Raw genomic sequence first — 19,109 nt, 5'->3', positions numbered from 1 at the left:
CTTCTATGGAAGGACCTTACTTTTTTTTGATTTATCCCCCTATATTAAACCTTATTTTTAAATCTAAACAAGATATATTCTTAACACAACTGTATGTTACCAAACGTCATTTCAAAGTCCATTAAATTAGAGGACGGTAGAGAAATCATTATAGAAACAGGTGCTTTAGCTAAACAAGCTGATGGTGCCGTAGTAGTAAAAATGGGCAATGCAATGTTGCTCGCCACTGTAGTTTCCAAAAAAGAAGCAGGTGAAGGTGTAGACTTTCTACCAATGTCAGTTGACTATCAAGAAAAATTTGCTGCTTCAGGAAAGATTCCAGGTGGATTTCTGAAAAGAGAAGGAAGACTTTCTGATTATGAGATATTGATCAGCCGTATAGTAGACAGGGCAATCAGGCCTATATTTCCTGATGATTATCATGCAGATACCCAGATTGCCATTACTTTAATGTCAGGTGATGAAGATGTGTTGCCTGATGCTTTGGCAGGACTGGCAGCCTCTGCTGCATTAGCTGTCTCCGATATACCTTTTAATGGTCCTATATCGGAAGTAAGGGTAGCTAAAATAGATGGAAAACTTACCATCAACCCCACGCCAAAAGAATTGGAAAAAGCTACATTAGAACTAATAGTGGCAGGTTCTCTTGAATTTATACTAATGGTGGAAGGTGAAGGTGACGAAGTTTCTGAAGACGAAATGGTAGAAGCCCTTCAATTTGCCCATGAAGAAATCAAAAAGCACTGTCTCGTGCAGAAAGAACTTACCATAGCTGTAGGTAAAGAAGAAAAGAGAGAATACAGTCATGAGAAATCAGATCCGGCTTTGTTCGAAAAGATGAGATCAGTTCTCTACGATATGTTATATGAGATTGTAGGTAAACAATTGGCTAATAAATCAGAAAGGTCCAGCCTGGTAAAAGAAGTAAAAGAAGCTTTTATCAACAATTTAGGGGAGGATCATGGATATGAAGCAAGCTTAATAGGACCCTATTTCAGCAAAATACATAAAGAAGCTGCCAGAAATTTAACGCTTAACGAAAAGAAAAGGCTAGATGGTAGAAAACTTGATGAAATCAGGCCTATCTGGTCTGTAGTAGACTATCTTCCTTCCGCTCACGGATCGGCAGTATTTACCAGGGGAGAAACCCAGTCAGTGACTACTTGTACTTTAGGCACAAAGATGGACGAGCAAATGGTAGATGGCGCTACGATTTCAGGTTATAATAAATTTTTCTTGCACTATAACTTCCCAGGTTTTTCTACAGGAGAGGTAAAAATCAACAGAGGGCCTGGCAGAAGGGAAGTTGGACATGGTAATCTTGCAATGCGAGCCCTTAAAAAAGTACTGCCTTCAGAGGCTGAAAATCCGTACACCATAAGAATCGTTTCAGATATCTTGGAATCTAACGGATCATCCTCTATGGCTACGGTATGTGCCGGATCATTGGCCCTGATGGATGCTGGTATCAAAATTAAGTCGCCTGTCACTGGTATAGCCATGGGGATGATATCTGATGCTACGACTGGTAAATATTCCATACTTTCGGATATTTTGGGAGATGAAGATCACCTGGGCGATATGGATTTCAAAGTTACCGGTACAGCTAAAGGTATCACAGCCTGTCAGATGGACCTAAAAGTAGAAGGTCTGGATTATAATGTGCTTAAAGAAGCCCTTTACCAGGCAAAAGAAGGCAGGCTTCACATTTTGAACGAAATTAACAAAACACTTTCTGCCCCTAAACCTGACTATAAACCACATACTCCTAGGTCATATAATATGATGATCCCTAAGGAACTGATAGGTGCGGTCATTGGGCCAGGCGGTAAGGTAATCCAGGAAATCCAAAAGGATACTGGAGCGACTATTATCATCGAAGAAGTGGACAATGCAGGTAAGATAAATATTTTCTCAAATGACCAGGGATCTATGGATGCTGCCATTTCAAGAATAAAAGGAATAGTAGCCCAACCTGAAATAGGAGAGACCTATACTGGGAAAGTGAAAAACATTATGCCATTTGGTGCCTTTGTAGAATTCATGCCGGGCAAAGATGGCTTGTTGCATATTTCTGAAATTAAATGGGACCGTTTAGAAACGATGGAAGGAGTCCTTGAAACAGGTGAAGAGATCGTGGTTAAACTGATTGACGTTGATAAGAAAACAGGTAAATTCAAGTTGTCCAGGAAGGTTTTGTTGCCTAAACCTGAGAAGCCTGAGAAAAAAGATTAAGTTAAATTAAACTATTCCGGTATTTTGAACTTATTTTCAATATACATCTGTTATATCACCAGTCTTTACAAAATAAATCAAATTGAATGAGGCAACTTAAAATTAGCAAACAGATTACCAATAGAGAGAGCCAGTCTCTAGACAAATATTTACAGGAAATAGGTAAGGTAGACCTTTTGACAGCGGATGAAGAAGTAGTTCTTGCCAAGAGGATCCGTGAAGGCGACCAGCTAGCTCTTGAAAAATTGACTAAAGCGAATTTAAGGTTTGTGGTTTCTGTAGCTAAACAATATCAAAATCAAGGACTCTCTTTAGGTGATTTGATCAATGAAGGCAACTTAGGTTTGATCAAGGCAGCTCAGCGTTTTGATGAAACCAGGGGGTTTAAATTCATATCTTATGCTGTATGGTGGATTAGACAGTCCATTCTTCAGGCTTTGGCCGAACAGTCCAGGATAGTCAGGCTTCCTTTGAACAGAGTAGGGTCTTTGAACAAGATCAGCAAAACATTTTCTGAACTTGAGCAAAAATTTGAAAGAGAACCTTCTCCTGAAGAATTAGCTGAAGTATTGGAAGTGACGGCTGGGGAAGTAGTAGATACAATGAAAATATCAGGCAGACATGTATCCATGGATGCTCCATTTGTGCAAGGTGAAGAAAATAGCCTATTGGATGTACTGGAGAATGACGGGGATGAAAAGCCTGATGATGGCCTGATGAATGATTCATTACGTAAAGAAGTACAAAGGGCCCTGTCAACCCTTACTCAAAGAGAAGCTGATGTAATCACGCTTTACTTCGGTCTCAATGGTGAACATGCCATGACACTCGAAGAGATTGGTGAAAAATTCAATCTGACTCGGGAAAGAGTTAGACAGATTAAAGAGAAGGCTATCAGGAGATTACGACACACAAGTAGAAGTAAGACACTTAAACCTTATCTTGGATAAGTTTTAAAAGAATACATATTACATCATAAAAGGGGTTTATTCCCCTTTTTTTATTAGGCGATAATTCCAAAATATAAAATAATTTGTATTTACAAGAAGTACTTATTATTTATAAAATTTTAACTTATTGTTATTTTGTTTACATAGATAAAATTTTAAAATTTGCCCACCTGAAATTTTATAGTTTACCATGAGTCAAGAGAAAGAAAGAATTAAAGTTTTAATCATAGGGTCAGGCCCAGCAGGATATACAGCAGCAATTTATGCATCTAGAGCAGGTTTACAGCCAGTACTATATACTGGAGGTCAGCCTGGTGGACAGCTTACCATAACCAATGACGTAGAGAATTACCCAGGGTACCCCGATGGGGTAAACGGTCCGCAGATGATGGAAGATTTTAAAAAGCAGGCCGAAAGATTTGGGACTGATGTAAGGTATGGCTTGGTTACGGACGTTGATTTTTCATCTTCTCCCCATAAAATAACAGTGGATGGGCAAAAAGAAATTGAGGCGGATACGGTTTTGATATCTACAGGAGCTTCTGCTAAATGGCTTGGTCTTGAAAGTGAGACCAGGTTAAACGGGAAAGGCGTCTCAGCCTGCGCCGTCTGTGATGGATTTTTCTTCCGGGGCCAGGAAGTAGCTATTGTGGGTGCAGGAGATACAGCTTGTGAGGAAGCTAGTTATCTGTCAAATATCTGTAGTAAAGTATATATGATTGTGAGAAGAGACGAGATGAGAGCTTCTCAAATCATGCAAAAAAGAGTCAAAAACAATCCCAAAATCGAAATCATCTGGAATACTGAGACCAAGGAAATATTAGGGGAAGAGGAAGTCACAGGTGCCCTTTTACTAAATAGAAATACCGGACAAATATCAGAGATCAAAGTCACTGGCTTTTTTGTGGCAATAGGACACGAACCGAATACGGGTATATTCAAGAAATATTTGGATATGGATGATTCAGGTTATATAATCACTAAATCAGGAAGTACACAAACTAATATTGAAGGGGTTTTTGCTTGTGGCGATGCTCAGGATCACATCTACCGTCAGGCCATAACTGCTGCGGGTACCGGATGTATGGCTGCTCTGGATGCCGAAAGGTATTTAGCTGAAAAGGAGTTGTCTTAAAGCAAACAAATGAAAAGCCAGATTACAAAGATTTTATTGTGTTTATTTTTATGTATGTGCACATTTTGTGTGCATGCACAAAAACTTCCAAGGTTAACCAAAAAGCCTAAGGCACAACCCATCGAAGCTCCTGGCTCAAGAAATATTCAGACCATCGATGTACAGCAGTATTTGATGGATTTGAGGAAAGAAACTGATTCCCTTATCTACAAAGACTATGTGGATCTGAGAAGAAGGTTGTCTCCCGTAAGTGAAGATACGCTTTCTATCGTATGGGCACCTACCAATCAGTTGGTTAAAGTATCCGAAAAAATCATGATAGATAGCATATGGGTGACTGCATTTGAATATTTTGCCTCTTGGGACAGTCAGAAAATCAATATTTATGATTTCAATCCCAAGAATTTTAAAGATACAGTTCAGGTAAAATTGTATGATCCTTTTTTTGGATCAAAGTGGAACTCGCCTTTAAAAGAAACCCGGATCACCTCTGAATTTGGTTTTAGAAAATTCAGGTGGCACCATGGTACAGATCTTAAATTAAATACCGGTGATTCTATTTACAGTACCTTTGACGGTATAGTAAGGATAAAATCCTATGATAGAAACGGATATGGATATTATGTAGTAGTAAGGCATAAAAATGGTTTGGAAACGCTCTATGGTCATATGTCGAAAATTCTTACAGAGGTAGGCCAGGAAGTAAAAGCAGGGGATGTCCTAGGGCTGGGAGGAAGTACCGGCAGAAGTTCAGGTCCTCATCTACACTATGAGATCAGGTATCAGGGGTTATCTATTAACCCTACCGAAATTTTTGATTTTAATATCGGTAGGATTAAATCAGATTCCTATACTATCACGGCTTCCAGTTTTGATCATGTGGTACAGACACAGCAAACTGTTTATCATAAAGTCAGGAGTGGGGAAAATTTAGGGGTGATAGCCAGAAAATATGGGGTTTCTATCAATCAAATTGCCAGAATGAATGGGATCTCCACAAGATCTGTCATCAGAGTAGGCCAAAATCTTAAAATTAAATAAGTTTTTTAACCCACAATTATCATATGAAGCTTGATATATTAGTGATAGCAGCGCATCCGGATGATGCAGAATTGTCCTGTTCAGGTACCATTGCCGCTCATATTGCCAATGGATATAAGGTTGGGATATTAGATCTTACCCAAGGGGAAATGGGGACAAGGGGAACACCCGCCATAAGGCTGGAAGAGGGTCAGAGGTCTGCCAAAATACTTAATCTATCAGCCAGAGAAAACCTTGGTTTCAGAGATGTTTTTTTTGTTGATGACGAACAGCATCATTTAGAAATCGTAAAGATTCTCAGAAAATATCAGCCAGATATTGTGCTGGCTAATGCAGTAAGTGACCGCCATCCTGATCATAGTAAAGGAGCGATTATCGCTTCTAAAGCCTGCTTTATGAGTGGACTGAGAAAAATTGATACCTTAATGGATGGTAAGATACAAGAAGCATGGAGACCTAAACATATATACCATTATATTCAAAATAATTATATCCAACCGGATTTTGTAGTAGACATATCAAAATATTGGGATGTAAAGATCCAAAGTATCAAAGCCTTTAAATCTCAGTTTTACGATCCTACCAGTAATGAACCGGAAAGCTTCATTTCAAGGCCTGAATTTATGGATTTTGTCGAAGCCCGAGGCAAGGAATTTGGACACAGTATAAATGTTCAATATGGTGAAGGCTTTACTGTAGAAAAAATGATAGGAATTAACAGTCTTTTTGATCTTAAATAAACAGACTGGCTAAGGAGCCAGTCTGTTTATTGACCAATTACCGGTTTCATCTAATTCATATTTTAACCTATCATGCAGCCTACTGGGCCTTCCCTGCCAAAATTCTACTGATAGTGGGACTACACGGTATCCTCCCCAATGTTCAGGCCGGGTAATTTTTACCTCCTTAAATTTTGCCTCTATTTTCTCCTGCCTTTCTTTAAGAAATATCCTATCAGGTATCACATGACTTTGAGGTGATGTCCATGCACCTATCTGACTGGCCAATGGGCGGGAATAGAAATAATCATCAGATTCTTCGTCGGTTACTTTTTCCACATATCCTTCTATCCTTACTTGCCTCTCCAGCTCAGGCCAGAAAAATGTAAGGGCAGCATATGGATGTAAGGCCAGTTCCTGGCCTTTATTACTTTGATAATTGGTGAAAAACAAGAATCCATGATCAATGCCCTTCAATAGCACCACCCTAGCCGATGGTTTGTTTTCATGATTGATGGTGGATATAGTCATAGCATTCGTTTCTAAAGTAGAAGCAGTAAGCGCTTCCTGAAACCAGGCTTTAAATTGAATTAAAGGAGAAAGGGCTATGTTTGATATATCTAATGATTTTAATGAGTATTCTTTTCGTATGGCAGCTATATCCATTTCGTAGTTCGTTTTGTTAATTATATTATAAATTTAATATTGTTATTGAATTTATAAAATTTTACTATAACTTAAGCACTGATTATAAACTTCATATTGATGGAATTAAATTCTAGAAATAACCCACAATCTGGCGATCTTTTGATATCCGAGCCATTTTTACAGGATGAAAATTTTGTAAGATCAGTTATTCTCATCTGTGAAAATAATGAAAGTGGTACTTTTGGGCTTATTTTAAATAAACTTTCCATTCTTAAATTAAGTGATGTCATTGATAGGTTCCATCATTTAGATCAAACTGTATTTGTAGGGGGGCCAGTGGAACAAAATACATTGCATTTCATATACCTGGGTAACCAGTTATTTGATCACAGCATCTCTTTGGGGAATAATCTTTGGTGGGGTGGGGATTTTGATGAATTAAAAGATAAATTATCATCCAATGAAATAGATCTGGACTATTTTAGGTTTTTTTTAGGCTACAGTGGCTGGTCAGAAGGTCAGTTAATGGAGGAGCTTGAAACAGACACATGGATTGTATGTCAACTAAAAGAGAGCAAAAATATATTTACTTCATCTCCAGACGATCTTTGGAAAATTATATTAAAAAACATGGGTGGTGAATTTAAGCACTTGGCAAATTATCCGATAGATCCAAGACTAAATTAGGTATAATTGATTACTTTTATAACGGTAAAGGATTTTAGATTATAGTAATGTATTATGGACAAGGATAAGGAAATGTCAGAAGAAGAAAAGGTGACCCACGCAAAAGAAACGAGTGCAGAGGGTAGGCAAGAAGTTAAAGTATCAGAAGCGGATTCAGATAAAAGAGAAGTGGAACCTGCTGACACATCTTCCAATGAAGACAATTCAGCAGCTGTAAAGGCAGAGGCTGAAGACAATACGAAAGCTGAAGCAGATAATCTTGAAAAGATAGCTGTTGATGATGCTGTATTGCCCGGATCAGATGCTTCTGCCGGTGGTTCAGAGCCGAAAATGGAAAGTAAAGATGATGAACCAAAAGAATCTGTAGAAGAAGGCCAAGAGGAAGATGAGCACCAAATAGACTTTTCTAATTTTTCTAAAAGACAACTGATAGAAGCACTCAAGGAAATAAGCCAAAAAGATAACCTTATCAAAGAAGATAATATAGTCCAGGAAATAAAAAATCACTACGATGAATATTACCAAGCGGAGAAAGCAAAAGCTAAAAAAGAGTTTTTAGATCAAGAAGGGGATCCAGATGAGTTTCAATACAGACATTCTGAGGAAGACCGAGAATTTTTTAAATTACACAACGACTTTAAAGCAAAAAGAATACATCAGATAAAAGAGCTTGAACTTTCCAAAGAAAAAAATCTGGCAGCTAAAAATCAGCTCTTACAACAACTAAGAGATTTGGTAGATAGCGAGGAAACCACTTTAAGTATTAATACAATCAAATCTATCCAGAAAGATTGGAAAAAAATAGGACCTGTGCCCGCCGCTCAGAATAAAAACCTTTGGGCTTCCTATAATGCATTGATGGATAGATTTTATGATAACAGATCCATATATTTTGAGCTCAAAGAACTTGATAGAAAGAAAAATCTTGAACATAAGCTGGAAATATGTCAAAAAGCTGAAATGTTAGATCAAATCCCCGATCTGAAAGAAGCCATTAGGGCATTAAATGAACTTCATGAAGAATTTAAACATATAGGCCCGGTACCACTAGATGAACAGGAAGGGGTTTGGCAGCGGTTTAAAACTGCTTCTGATACCATATACGCTAAAAGAAAGAATTATTTCGATAGTCAAGTGGAAGTCTTTGGTGAGAACCTGAAGAAAAAAGAAGAACTCATCACCAGACTGGAACAATACCAGGATTATAAGGCAGATAAAATAAAGGATTGGAACCTAAAAACGAAAGAAATACTAGCTATTCAAAAAGAATGGGAAACAGTAGGGCCAGTGCCAAGAGATAAGGGAAAGGAAATAAACAAGACGTTTTGGGGACATTTCAAACAGTTTTTCCAACATAAAAACCAGTTCTTCAAAGAACTGGATGAGTTGAGAATTGTAAACAAAGAAAAAGCAGAAACATTAATAGAAAGAGCTCAGGCATATGCAGAAAGTACGGATTGGCAAAAATCTGCCAATGAGTTGATACAACTGCAGCAGGAATGGAAAAATATAGGCCCCACTCCCGAAAAGGTCAGAGACGATCTTTATAAAAGGTTTAAAAATGCCTGCGATACCTTTTTTGAAAATAGAAGAAAGGCCAATAAGGAAATCAATAAAGAATTTGATACCAACTTATCTGCTAAAAAGGATATATGTGTCCAAATTAAAAAAGAAGCTGAAACAGGCGATACTTCTGTAGAAAAATTAGAGGGTTTTATTGATCAATTTAATGAAATTGGGTTTGTTCCCAGAAAGAACATTAAAGAGATAGCTGCTACATTTAAAGACGCGGTGGATGCCTATGCCAATAAGCTGGGTGTAGAAGGTAAGGGTAAGGAAGAATTTTTATTCCGTTTAAACCTTACCAAATTACAGGGCGATCCAAATGGGGATAAGGTTTTGAATAAAAAAGAACATGGTATCCGTAAGCAGATTTCAGATTTGGAAAACAATATCACTCTCTGGAAAAACAATCTTGAATTTTTTGCGTCATCTAAGACGGCTGATAAATTGAAAGATCAGTTTGACGAAAAAATAGAAAAGGCAGAACAAGAAATCGATAAACTTAAAAAGAAACTTTCCATAATAAGGGAATTTTAATACACTCATAGATAGGGAGATAATTTTTTCTCCCTATTTTTTTGCGCAAATCATTTGTGTGGCACAAGTGATCATCCTATATTTGCACTCTCATTAAAGGAAACGCCTTTAAAATAAAAATAAGCCTCCTTAGCTCAGCTGGTAGAGCAACTGACTTGTAATCAGTAGGTCGTTGGTTCGATCCCGACAGGAGGCTCTTTTTACATATTGCCTCCTTAGCTCAGCTGGTAGAGCAACTGACTTGTAATCAGTAGGTCGTTGGTTCGATCCCGACAGGAGGCTCCATTTAAGGCAGTCCATGACTGCTTTTTTTTTGCCCATCATCAGAGGATTATCCTTACTTTTCTGGTTATTATTTTTTGAATATGGAAATTTTGTCCATTTATATAAAATACTTTTATTTTCTAAGCGGATTAGGTTAGCTTTAAAACTTTATTAACCAAGTAACATTATGTCGTACAAGTGGCTTTCTTATGTTTTTGCTTTTTTATTGGTCAATACAACTATTTTAGCCTCTCCCACAAATGAACCCAAATCATCTGCTGAAATTTATCATCAGGTATTAAAGCTGAAGGAAACTAAACGCGTATTATATGTAGCTGCTCATCCTGATGATGAAAATACCCGCCTTATTTCGTTTTTGGGTAATGAAATAAAAGCCGAAGTAGCCTATCTTTCCTTAACAAGGGGGGATGGGGGCCAGAATCTTATTGGTAAAGAGCTGGGCATTGAACTGGGCATGATCAGAACCCAAGAATTGCTCAAAGCTCGTCAGATAGACCGTGGCAGACAGTTTTTTAGCAGGGCTATTGATTTTGGATTCAGTAAACATCCCGAAGAAACCTTTAAAAACTGGGAGAAAGACAAGTTGTTAAACGATGTAGTCTGGGTGATCAGAACATTTCAGCCGGATATTATTATCACGCGGTTCAACACCGAACCAGGCAGTACACATGGGCATCATACCGGTTCAGCGATTTTAGCCGGTGAAGCATTTTCCCTGGCTGCAGATTCATCAGCATATCCTGGACATTTACCATACACTACTCCTTGGCAAAGCAAGAGGATATTTTGGAATGCTTATAATTGGGGAGGAGCATATGAACCTGAGGAAGGTAAATTATATCATCAATACCCGGTTGGAAATTTTAACTCATTGCTCGGCATGTCCTATTCCCAAATGGCTGCTGATAGCAGGACGATGCATAAATCACAAGGTTTTGGATCAACGGCCCAAATTGGAAATAGCGAGGACTACCTACAGATGGTAGCAGGAGAGAGGTTTACATCTGATCCATTTGAAGGAGTCCAAAACCGGTGGGAATCTATCAAAAACGGAAAAGTTATAGAGGGAAAAATTGACAGGTTGTTAGATACTTTTGATCATAGGATACCTTCACAAAATATACCTCAGTTGATATCCATAAAAAAAGAACTGGACAAGATCAATTTAAAGGAGGCTTGGATAATTGAAAAACAGTCCCTTATCGATGAAATTATACTCAACGCTATGGGTATCATAGCTGAGTTTAATTCCAATAAGGAGTTGTCCTATCCGGGGGAAGTATTCAAAACTCAGCTGATTTTCAACAATCCAAGTTCTAAAGAATTAAAATTGATTGATTTTTCTATTTTAGACAAAACCATTCCCATAGATATAGATTCAAAAAACAACCAGACATATAAACGGGATATAAACATAACTTTGCCCAAAGATTACCCTATATCCCAGCCATACTGGTTGGAAGACGAAAATGACGGTAATCTATTTAAAATAAGCAATCAGCAGGCTATTGGAAAACCATTTAATGAACCTGCAGTAGCCGGCGTATTGAATGTTGAAATTGAAAAACAATTATTAAGAATAGATCTTCCATTAAAATACAAATACAACGATCCTATAGACGGGGAAGTAAATCAGCCCTTTACTATAATTCCGGAAGTATCTGTTAAAGTCAAAAAAAACAACCTCTTTCTCATCAAAGGTCAATCTAATCATATAGAAATAGAAGTGGGTTTCCAAGGTGATGTACATGAAGGGAATATAATTATTGATGGATTAAAAGACAGCGAATATAAGGTTGTAGATCAAAGGACTGATGAAGATAAAGCAAAAAAGATATTCACTGTAGAGGTATTTGGTAAAAATGACAACGCAGAAAAAATCCAAGCAAAAGCTATATATGTATTGAATGATGGGATTTCATACGACCAAGATATCAGAAGGATAAAATATAAACATATACCCAACCTTACTCACTTTCCAGCCAGCCAGTTTAATATCCTTAATCTGGATATAACACTATCGGCACAGAGAATAGGCTATATACCTGGAGCAGGTGATGAGGTACCTGAGGTTTTAAAAGAATTGGGGTATGAAGTAACTTATCTGGAAGAGGGGAGCCTTCAGTTAAACAATTTAAAATCATTTTCTACGATCATTACTGGAATAAGGGCATTTAATGTAAATGAAGACCTGGCCAATCATATGGATCAGTTATTAAAATATGTACATGAAGGTGGAAACCTGATCGTGCAGTACAATACGAGTTCCCCTCTGTTAACTTCTAGATTAGGTCCATATGATATTACATTATCCCGAGACCGAGTGACAGTGGAAGACAGTCCGGTAGAAATAGAAAAAGGGCATAGCTTATTTTCTGAACCAAACCAGATATCGGATGCTGATTTTGATAACTGGGTTCAAGAAAGAGGCCTTTATTTTCCTGGTGAATGGGATGAAAGATATAATACTCCTCTAACGCTACACGAGCCTGGCGAATCTTCAAAAGAAGGCTCTTTGCTCATCAGTAATTATGGAGAAGGTACTTATAGTTATTCTGGCTTGAGTTGGTTTAGGCTTCTACCGGCAGGTGTGCCCGGTGCTATTAAATTATTTGTCAATCTGATCGAACAATAGTATGGAGAAAAACACCAACTGGACCAAGCTATATGTATTATTAATCTTTAATTTGGGAGTTCTTATAATGCTGTTTTATTGGTTGACCCAGTATTTTTCATGAGTACTTTAGATTGGATCGTACTTTTTGGTACATTGATTACCATAGTAAGTTATGGCGTCTATAAAACTTACGGCCCAAAAGATATGGAAAGTTATCTGAAGGGTGATAAAGATATGAACTGGTGGACTATCGGTTTGTCCATTATGGCTACACAGGCTTCAGCCATTACCTTTTTGAGCACACCTGGTCAGGCTTTTGAAGATGGTATGCGTTTTATCCAGTTCTATTTTGGACTTCCTATCGCTATGATCATCCTATCAGTTACTTTTATTCCTATTTATTATAGGCTTAAGGTATACACTGCCTATGAGTTTTTGGAATCTCGTTTTGACTTAAAAACAAGAATGCTTGCAGCACTTTTGTTTCTGGTCCAAAGAGGTTTGGCTGCAGGGATCACCATTTATGCCCCTGCCATAATTCTGTCTACTCTACTGGGATGGAACCTTACATGGACCAATATATTGATCGGCTGCCTGGTAATCGCCTATACTGTGTCCGGTGGTACCAAGGCTGTATCCATCACGCAGAAGCACCAGATGGGAGTGATGATGGGAGGTATGATATTGGCCGGTGGCTTGGTAATTTACATGCTTCCTATAGGTTTTATGGATGCGTTACATGTAGCCGGAAAAATGGAAAAGCTTAATGTCATAAATTTTGATTTTGATCTGTCAGACAGGTATAATTTCTGGTCCGGCATCACCGGCGCACTGTTTTTATTCTTATCATACTTTGGTACCGACCAGTCTCAGGTACAGAGATATCTTACCGGAAAGTCATTGAAAGAAAGCAGGATGGGCTTGATTATGAATGGATTTCTTAAAGTCCCAATGCAGTTCATCATACTGTTTATCGGTGTAATGGTATTTGTATTTTACCAATTTTATCAACCCCCCATAGTTTTTAATCAGGTACAGACAGAGAAACTATTAAATACGCCATATCAAGCAGATTATAATACCCTTGAAAATCATTTCAGCATAAATTTTCAACAAAAAAATGCAGATATCATGTCCATGCTTGGCGCTATTGAAAGGGGAGATGATCAACAGGCTGATGACTATAGACTAAAAATAAAACAAACCAATCAGGAACAGGAACACATAAGAAATGAAGTAAAGAATTTAATAAAACAAAATGAACCTTTGGCAGAAACCAGAGATACTGATTATGTATTTATGCGGTTTGTTATGGATTATCTTCCCCCAGGGATTATTGGGTTATTGTTTGCTGTCATATTTAGTGCTGCCATGTCTTCCACAGCTTCTGAACTAAACGCACTGGCATCAACCAGCACAGTGGATATATACAAAAGATCGGTTAGAAAAAATGAAAGCTCAATTCATTACATGCGATCTTCAAAACTTTTTACGGCACTTTGGGGATTATTTGCAATACTTTTTGCCACCTATGTTTCCCTCTTCGAAAACCTTATCCAAGCGGTTAACCTTCTTGGATCACTGTTTTATGGGACTATTTTAGGTATGTTCCTTGTTGGATTTTATATGAAATGGGTAGGGGGAAATGCTGTTTTTATAGCAGCTGTTATTACCGAAATTATTATATTGCTTATACATTGGTTCAATGGAGGAGAGGTATTTGGTATTTCTATTGATATTGGCTTTTTATGGTATAATGCTATAGGGTGCCTACTGGTAATGATCCTCTCCTCAATTTTTCAAATTTTGGGATTAGAAATATTTAAAAAATAGACATACCGGTCTTTATTCTTCTTTATATGAAAATTCAATTAGGGAGTGGCCTGCGGTAGATAATTTTAAGGAGCGTTGTACATTCATATAAAACCAACAACATGAAAAAAACTATACTTTTTTTGACTTTTAGTTTTCATATAATAGGGTTTGGAAGTTCGGCTTTTACAGTGCTCAAAGACAGTCTATCTATGCAGCAGATTTCTGGTATATTTGGAGAAAAAAACTATGGCTTTACAAAAAACACTTTAGAATTTGGAAACTGGGCATTAAGGGAAACCAACAGGGATACGGCATGGGTAAAGGTAGGAGGGGCATTTAGGTTAAATACCATTTATACCTACTATGAAGGCCAGACGTTTCCATTGGGCACAGAACTGCGAAATGATTGGACCTGGGATACGTGGAGATTAAATATAGACTCCTATTCAAAAGGTTTGCAGTTTTCTTTTGAATACCGGTTTTATCCTACTTTCAATACGCATTTCATCAAATATGGGTGGATAGGCTACCGTTTTAAGGATGAAAGCAATTTACAATTTGGCATCACTCAAGTACCATTTGGATTATTGACCTATGCTTCTCATAGCTGGTGGTTCCAGACGCCGTATTATGTAGGACTGGAAGATGATCATCAGATAGGATTTAACTATTTATATCCTCTGGGAAACTGGATGTTTAATGTGGCCTATTTTCCTCTTTCAGAACCACGGGGCACCAATGAAACTAGTTTTGGTGAACTCTCCTCTGCCCGTTATTCCTACGATGTCATACCTGTAGAAGGCAACTCAAATATCGAAAGGAACCAGTTTAATATGAGAGCAGCATATAAATTAACATCAGGCGAAATAGGTGTTTCCGTTCAAAAGCTGCAGATATATAATCTGGCAACAGAAAATTTAGGCAGTCAGACTGCATTTGCTGCTCACTATGAGCAGGATTATGGAAGGTGGAATTTGAAATCCGAGGTGCTATATTATAATTACAATAATGTAAGGAACAATGATGGGGATTTACTCGAGGTAGTCCAAATGGGGGCTTATGGTTTTGGAAGCTATGATGTAGCTTCCGAAGCCGCCATGTATGTAGTGGGACTGGCCTATAACCTACCTGTAGATTTAGGTCCAGTAAGCCATGTTCAGTTTTATAACGATTATACTTATACGCAAAAATTTAGTACCACTCTCATCAATGAGCAATCCATGAAGTTTGCCCCTACCCAGCAAAACGTACTGGGTGCCCTTGTGACAGCTGGGAAGATCTTTGCCTATTTTGACATAGCTGCAGGTTACAATCATCCCTGGATTTCCGACTCTTTTGGTGGTAATGCCCTTGGGTCAGGACGGGGGGAAGATTTCAGAGAGGCTATCGGCGACCATAATCCCATTGCCGGTAATCCTGGCTGGAACATTCGTTTCAATATTAATCTCGGCTATTATTTTTAAATTAAAAATTTTATGATCAACAAGAAATATTTTGATGTCCATAAGCCAGTATTTTGGCCATCAACCATTTTAATTATAATTTTTATTACCATCACCTTGGTAATAGGTCAACCCATGGAAGATGTTTTTGAAGATATTAAAACATTTATCACAGAGAAAACAGGTTGGGCTTTTATCATAGCGGTAAATGTTTTTATAATTTTCTGTTTCTATATAGGATTTAGCAAGTATGGGACCATAAAACTTGGAGGCAGTCAAGCTGAAACAGAGTTTTCTACAATAGCCTGGTTTTCCATGTTGTTCAGTGCTGGTATGGGCATTGGGCTTTTGTTTTGGGGAGTAGCCGAACCAGTGTCACACTACGCCAATCCTCCTTCAGGTGAAAAATTTTCAATACCCTCCGCTACCAGGGCGATGAACCTTTCGTTTCTGCATTGGGGATTTCATGCCTGGGCTATATACGCAGTTGTCGCACTTTCACTGGCCTTCTTCAGCTACAATAAGAAACTTCCTTTAACCATACGTTCCGTATTTCACCCTATTTTGGGAGATAGGATATACGGCTGGATGGGGGATACTATAGATGTATTTGCCGTTTTGGCGACCCTGTTTGGTCTGGCCACTTCATTAGGCTTAGGGGTAAAGCAGATAAGCGGGGGGTTGTCTTTTCTTTTTGGATTACCGAATACTTCAGGTGTTCAAATTTCACTTCTTATCGGCATTACATTGATAGCGACTATCTCTGTATTTTCAGGTATTGAAAAGGGGGTTAAATTTCTAAGCGAATGGAATGTCCGAATCGCCGGCATACTTTTATTATTTGTATTGATCGTAGGTCCAACTATGTTTATTTTCAAGTCTTTTATCCAAAATATTGGGAACTATATCAATAATATTATTACGGTATCTACTTGGGCAGAGGCATACCAGGAAGAAGGTTGGCAGGGAGACTGGACCTTGTTTTACTGGGCTTGGTGGATTTCATGGTCACCTTTTGTGGGCATGTTCATTGCCAGGGTTTCAAAAGGCCGGACTATCCGAGAATTTATCTTTGGTGTACTTCTTATACCTACCCTACTTACTTTTTTCTGGCTAACGACATTAGGTGGATCTGCCATTTATATAGATATGCAGCAAGAGGGGCATCAATTGGCGGAAAGAATAGTGGCAGATGAATCTACAGCTTTGTTTGTATTTCTGAATGAATTCCCTTTTTCTACTGTGGGTAGCATAATTGGAATTCTATTAGTGACTAGTTTCTTTGTGACATCCTCTGACTCTGGGTCGTTGGTAATAGATACCATCACTTCAGGAGGTAAGACGGATGCGCCTGTAGGGCAGAGGATATTTTGGGCACTTTCCCAAGGAGCTGTAGCAGCAGTATTGATCTTTGGCGGGGGGCTCTTGGCTTTACAGACAGCAGCCATATCAACAGGTTTACCCTTCTTATTTATACTATTGCTCATGGTTTATTCTTTATATAAAGGATTAAAAATAGAATATGCCCGAACCCTTGTGATCAGTAAATCACATGACAGAAAGAACTATGAAAAACGGCTATCTGACGTCATATTAAAGAACCTTTCTAAAAAGAACAAAAATGAATAAGCTAAAGAAAATTGCGCTCTTTGTGGATCTTTCAGAGATGGATACATTGATGCTGGACTATATAAAAAGACTGGATGATATTTTTGATTTTCAGGAGCTATATCTGATACATTTCATACAGATGGAAGGTATTTCCCAGGAAATTCTTGATTTAATGCCCTCCTTGGGCCAACCTCTCACAGGGTTGATTGAAGAAGAGGTGAGAGCATCTGCTGTAGAGTCATTTGGCAGAAAAAATGAAAATATTAAGGTATATATCCAACCAGAAAATGATCTGGAAGCTCTGATAGAATGGTTTGACCGTCAAAAATTCGATCTGGCCATTTTGGGACTGAAATCCAATAAAAATGGTTCTGGTATTTTTAGCAGGAAAATAGTTAGGCTGACTAACTGCAGCACGCTATTCTTACCTGAATCGGCTAAACCACATTTTAAAAAGATTGTAGTACCTATAGATTTTTCGCCTTATACAGACAAATTGTTACCTATAGCAGAAAAGCTTTCGAATATGGCTAACAGTGATATATACCCTGTTCATACCCTTAAGTTAAGCATTCAATATTTTCCATTCATTCAAAATAGCAATAAAATCCAAGATACACTTGTAAAAGAAGCAAGTTCAAATTTCAAAAAAATAAAGACCAAATATCCTTTTTTAAATGATATTACTATTTTAAACCATCATGAGGAAAAAATCAATGTTCAGATTGATGGATTTATTGAAAAAGTAAATGCAGACTTGATCATTATTGGCCAAAAAGGAAAGACCAGTGACAGTGAATTGCTGATAGGAAGTGTAGCTGAAAAATTAATTTCAAATGGTAAAAACTATCCAATTTTGGTAGTGAAATAATAAGGGAGCAATTTAGCTCCCTTATTTTATCTTATAGCCTTAATCAATCTTTCATTGAGTCCTACATAATCCATGTTTTTTGCTTCACGTGCCATTTCCATTGATTTATTGGCGCTGGCGATCGCTTCTTTCTTTTTGCCGAGGCGTTCTTCTATTTTAGCTTTAAGGTGCATCGTCCAGAATTTAGGATCTTCATCTACTGATTTATTGATCCATACCAATGCCTGATTAAGATCTTTGCCATTTTTGAAATAATAATCTGCTGCCTGATAGTATAGTCCTGGATTATCAGCCTCTGTGTCTATAACCATATCTTGTATTTGCTTCATGACAATAGGATCTACTTCTGTTTCTATTCTGAATTTGGCACTGGTATTTTCCCATTTGGTACTCAGGGAAGCACCTGTATCTGTCATATCTACAAAGGAGATTTCCATCGTTTCATATTTACTGCCTGTTTTGCCCGGCTTTACCTGAAATCTAATAAGATCTTCCTCGGCATCATAACCAGTAGCACCCCAAAGTTTAGTGTTTTTAGAGAGGATAAAAGTCCATTCATTTTTTTCAGGTATAGAATATAAAGCATAGCTTCCTTGTGGCACATCCTTGCCTTCCACTTTTACGTCGGTAGAAAATGTCACTATAGTAGCTGCATTAGCTCCGGTTCTCCATACCTGCCCATAAGGTACCAGTTCTCCAAAGATTTTTCTATCTTTAGTACTCGGTCTACTGTATTCCACTTTCACATCTGTAAGCCCTACCTTCTGCACAAGGGTGGCCTGGGGACTTGCTTGGGGCATCTGGATCTGCTGAGCAAGAGAAAGGTTTGTTAACATCATTAGGGTTATTGATGCACAAATAAATAATTTTGATTTCATAAAATTTTTCTATTAAAATTAATTTTGACTAATTTAGCTATTGTTATATTGTTTATAATTCTATTTATTCTTAAT

Annotated in this window: 14 protein-coding genes and 2 tRNA genes; 14 read left to right on the top strand and 2 right to left on the bottom strand. The window is 37.8% G+C overall.

The features are described 5' to 3' along the window. Positions 1-93: 93 nt before the first annotated feature. The 5 genes from pnp to bshB1 all read left to right on the top strand — a co-directional run bounded on the left by pnp (position 94) and on the right by bshB1 (position 6,101). Positions 94-2,235, top strand: a complete 2,142-nt coding sequence (gene pnp / locus EL17_RS08840) for a polyribonucleotide nucleotidyltransferase (protein ID WP_035072746.1) — start codon at positions 94-96, stop codon at positions 2,233-2,235. Between the two features lie 86 nt (positions 2,236-2,321). Next, positions 2,322-3,185 carry a sigma-70 family RNA polymerase sigma factor gene (locus EL17_RS08835; protein WP_035072745.1) on the top strand — a complete coding sequence of 288 codons (864 nt, stop codon included), beginning with the start codon at positions 2,322-2,324 and terminating at the stop codon, positions 3,183-3,185. 190 nt (positions 3,186-3,375) lie between these two features. Beyond that, positions 3,376-4,320 (top strand): thioredoxin-disulfide reductase, encoded by a 945-nt coding sequence (gene trxB, locus EL17_RS08830; RefSeq protein WP_035072744.1) that lies wholly within the window; start codon positions 3,376-3,378, stop codon positions 4,318-4,320. 9 nt (positions 4,321-4,329) lie between these two features. Continuing rightward, entirely contained in the window at positions 4,330-5,361 is a 1,032-nt protein-coding gene (locus tag EL17_RS08825) for a M23 family metallopeptidase (protein WP_035072743.1), read from the top strand. Between the two features lie 23 nt (positions 5,362-5,384). Further along, positions 5,385-6,101 carry a bacillithiol biosynthesis deacetylase BshB1 gene (gene bshB1, locus EL17_RS08820; protein ID WP_035072741.1) on the top strand — a complete coding sequence of 239 codons (717 nt, stop codon included), beginning with the start codon at positions 5,385-5,387 and terminating at the stop codon, positions 6,099-6,101. Between the two features lie 9 nt (positions 6,102-6,110). Here bshB1 and pdxH read toward each other — a convergent pair whose 3' ends face one another. Beyond that, positions 6,111-6,746, bottom strand: coding sequence for a pyridoxamine 5'-phosphate oxidase (gene pdxH / locus EL17_RS08815; protein WP_035072739.1), 636 nt, complete (start codon positions 6,744-6,746; stop codon positions 6,111-6,113). Positions 6,747-6,845: 99 nt separating this feature from the next. On the opposite strand from pdxH, the gene EL17_RS08810 reads away from it, so the two are divergent. The 9 genes from EL17_RS08810 to EL17_RS08770 all read left to right on the top strand — a co-directional run bounded on the left by EL17_RS08810 (position 6,846) and on the right by EL17_RS08770 (position 18,156). After that, positions 6,846-7,415: a YqgE/AlgH family protein gene (locus EL17_RS08810; protein WP_035072737.1), complete on the top strand. Its 570-nt coding sequence runs from the start codon at positions 6,846-6,848 to the stop codon at positions 7,413-7,415. Positions 7,416-7,469: 54 nt separating this feature from the next. Next, positions 7,470-9,515: a DUF349 domain-containing protein gene (locus EL17_RS08805; RefSeq protein ID WP_084166158.1), complete on the top strand. Its 2,046-nt coding sequence runs from the start codon at positions 7,470-7,472 to the stop codon at positions 9,513-9,515. A gap of 123 nt (positions 9,516-9,638) precedes the next feature. Further along, positions 9,639-9,711, top strand: a tRNA-Thr gene (locus tag EL17_RS08800). A 13-nt stretch (positions 9,712-9,724) separates the two neighbouring features. Continuing rightward, positions 9,725-9,800: transfer RNA gene (locus EL17_RS08795), tRNA-Thr, on the top strand. A gap of 166 nt (positions 9,801-9,966) precedes the next feature. After that, positions 9,967-12,435 carry a PIG-L family deacetylase gene (locus EL17_RS08790; protein WP_164675013.1) on the top strand — a complete coding sequence of 823 codons (2,469 nt, stop codon included), beginning with the start codon at positions 9,967-9,969 and terminating at the stop codon, positions 12,433-12,435. A gap of 99 nt (positions 12,436-12,534) precedes the next feature. After that, on the top strand, positions 12,535-14,250 hold the full coding sequence (locus EL17_RS08785; protein WP_035072733.1) for a sodium:solute symporter: 1,716 nt from the start codon (positions 12,535-12,537) through the stop codon (positions 14,248-14,250). 101 nt (positions 14,251-14,351) lie between these two features. Further along, positions 14,352-15,695: a porin gene (locus EL17_RS08780; RefSeq protein ID WP_035072732.1), complete on the top strand. Its 1,344-nt coding sequence runs from the start codon at positions 14,352-14,354 to the stop codon at positions 15,693-15,695. Positions 15,696-15,707: 12 nt separating this feature from the next. After that, positions 15,708-17,303 (top strand): BCCT family transporter, encoded by a 1,596-nt coding sequence (locus EL17_RS08775; RefSeq protein WP_035072730.1) that lies wholly within the window; start codon positions 15,708-15,710, stop codon positions 17,301-17,303. Next, positions 17,296-18,156 (top strand): universal stress protein, encoded by an 861-nt coding sequence (locus EL17_RS08770; protein ID WP_035072728.1) that lies wholly within the window; start codon positions 17,296-17,298, stop codon positions 18,154-18,156. The genes EL17_RS08775 and EL17_RS08770 overlap by 8 nt, the downstream gene beginning before the upstream one ends. A gap of 26 nt (positions 18,157-18,182) precedes the next feature. Here EL17_RS08770 and EL17_RS08765 read toward each other — a convergent pair whose 3' ends face one another. Then, a complete protein-coding gene (locus tag EL17_RS08765; RefSeq protein ID WP_394332159.1) occupies positions 18,183-18,995 on the bottom strand; it encodes a DUF2911 domain-containing protein in 813 nt (270 codons plus the stop codon). Between the last annotated feature and the right edge of the window lie 114 nt (positions 18,996-19,109).

It is taken from the genome of Anditalea andensis (assembly GCF_000714815.1).
GTDB lineage: Bacteria > Bacteroidota > Bacteroidia > Cytophagales > Cyclobacteriaceae > Anditalea > Anditalea andensis.
The sequence above is the reverse complement of the archived record's forward strand: the minus strand, read 5'-3'. Positions and strand labels throughout refer to the sequence as shown.

Coding starts and splice junctions, on each gene's coding strand:
- EL17_RS08785 (WP_035072733.1), top strand. CDS start 12,535: ATGAGTACTTTAGATTGGATCGTACTTTTTGGTACATTGATTACCATA.
- EL17_RS08775 (WP_035072730.1), top strand. CDS start 15,708: ATGATCAACAAGAAATATTTTGATGTCCATAAGCCAGTATTTTGGCCA.
- EL17_RS08780 (WP_035072732.1), top strand. CDS start 14,352: ATGAAAAAAACTATACTTTTTTTGACTTTTAGTTTTCATATAATAGGG.
- EL17_RS08790 (WP_164675013.1), top strand. CDS start 9,967: ATGTCGTACAAGTGGCTTTCTTATGTTTTTGCTTTTTTATTGGTCAAT.
- EL17_RS08770 (WP_035072728.1), top strand. CDS start 17,296: ATGAATAAGCTAAAGAAAATTGCGCTCTTTGTGGATCTTTCAGAGATG.
- EL17_RS08835 (WP_035072745.1), top strand. CDS start 2,322: ATGAGGCAACTTAAAATTAGCAAACAGATTACCAATAGAGAGAGCCAG.
- pdxH (WP_035072739.1), bottom strand. CDS start 6,746: ATGGATATAGCTGCCATACGAAAAGAATACTCATTAAAATCATTAGAT.
- trxB (WP_035072744.1), top strand. CDS start 3,376: ATGAGTCAAGAGAAAGAAAGAATTAAAGTTTTAATCATAGGGTCAGGC.
- pnp (WP_035072746.1), top strand. CDS start 94: ATGTTACCAAACGTCATTTCAAAGTCCATTAAATTAGAGGACGGTAGA.
- EL17_RS08765 (WP_394332159.1), bottom strand. CDS start 18,995: ATGATGTTAACAAACCTTTCTCTTGCTCAGCAGATCCAGATGCCCCAA.
- EL17_RS08810 (WP_035072737.1), top strand. CDS start 6,846: ATGGAATTAAATTCTAGAAATAACCCACAATCTGGCGATCTTTTGATA.
- EL17_RS08805 (WP_084166158.1), top strand. CDS start 7,470: ATGGACAAGGATAAGGAAATGTCAGAAGAAGAAAAGGTGACCCACGCA.
- bshB1 (WP_035072741.1), top strand. CDS start 5,385: ATGAAGCTTGATATATTAGTGATAGCAGCGCATCCGGATGATGCAGAA.
- EL17_RS08825 (WP_035072743.1), top strand. CDS start 4,330: ATGAAAAGCCAGATTACAAAGATTTTATTGTGTTTATTTTTATGTATG.